Annotated in this window: 1 pseudogene; it reads right to left on the reverse strand. The window is 66.4% G+C overall.

Going from position 1 to position 527, the window contains the following annotated elements:
* Positions 1 to 527, reverse strand: a pseudogene (locus KLP42_RS26665) (hypothetical protein); the annotation flags it as partial.

Here is a 527-nt window from a genome sequence, read left to right on the forward strand (position 1 = left end):
ACCGAACCGTTGGCCGCTTCGATCGCATCGTTCAGGTCGATCCGGCCCGCGACTGCCGTGATGCCGATCGTGCCGGCACCCGCAGTCTTCACCTGGCCAATCGTGGCATCCGTACCGGCCGACAGCGTCACGTTACCCGTGCCGCCGTCGATCAGCGAACCCGATGCCTGCGTCAGATCACCCGTCGTTGCCGTCAGAGACACGCCGCCGACCCCCGTGGCAGTCACGCTGGCGCTGGAGGCAAGCGCAAGAGCCGTCTGAGCCATCACCCCGATCGAGCCATTGGCCGCCTCGATCGCATCGTTCAGGTCGATCCGGCCGGCGACAGCCGTGATGCCGATCGTGCCCGCACCCGCAGTCTTCACCTGACCGATCGTGGCATCCGTACCGGCCGACAGCGTCACGTCACCCGTGCCGCCGTCAATGAGAGAGCCAGATGCCTGCGTCAGATCACCCGTCGTTGCCGTCAGCGATACGCCGTTGGCGCCGGCAACGGAACCCGTGGCGGCAACAACAACATCCGTCTC

This window comes from Rhizobium sp. CSW-27, from assembly GCF_018760785.1.
Classification (GTDB): Bacteria; Pseudomonadota; Alphaproteobacteria; order Rhizobiales; family Rhizobiaceae; genus Neorhizobium.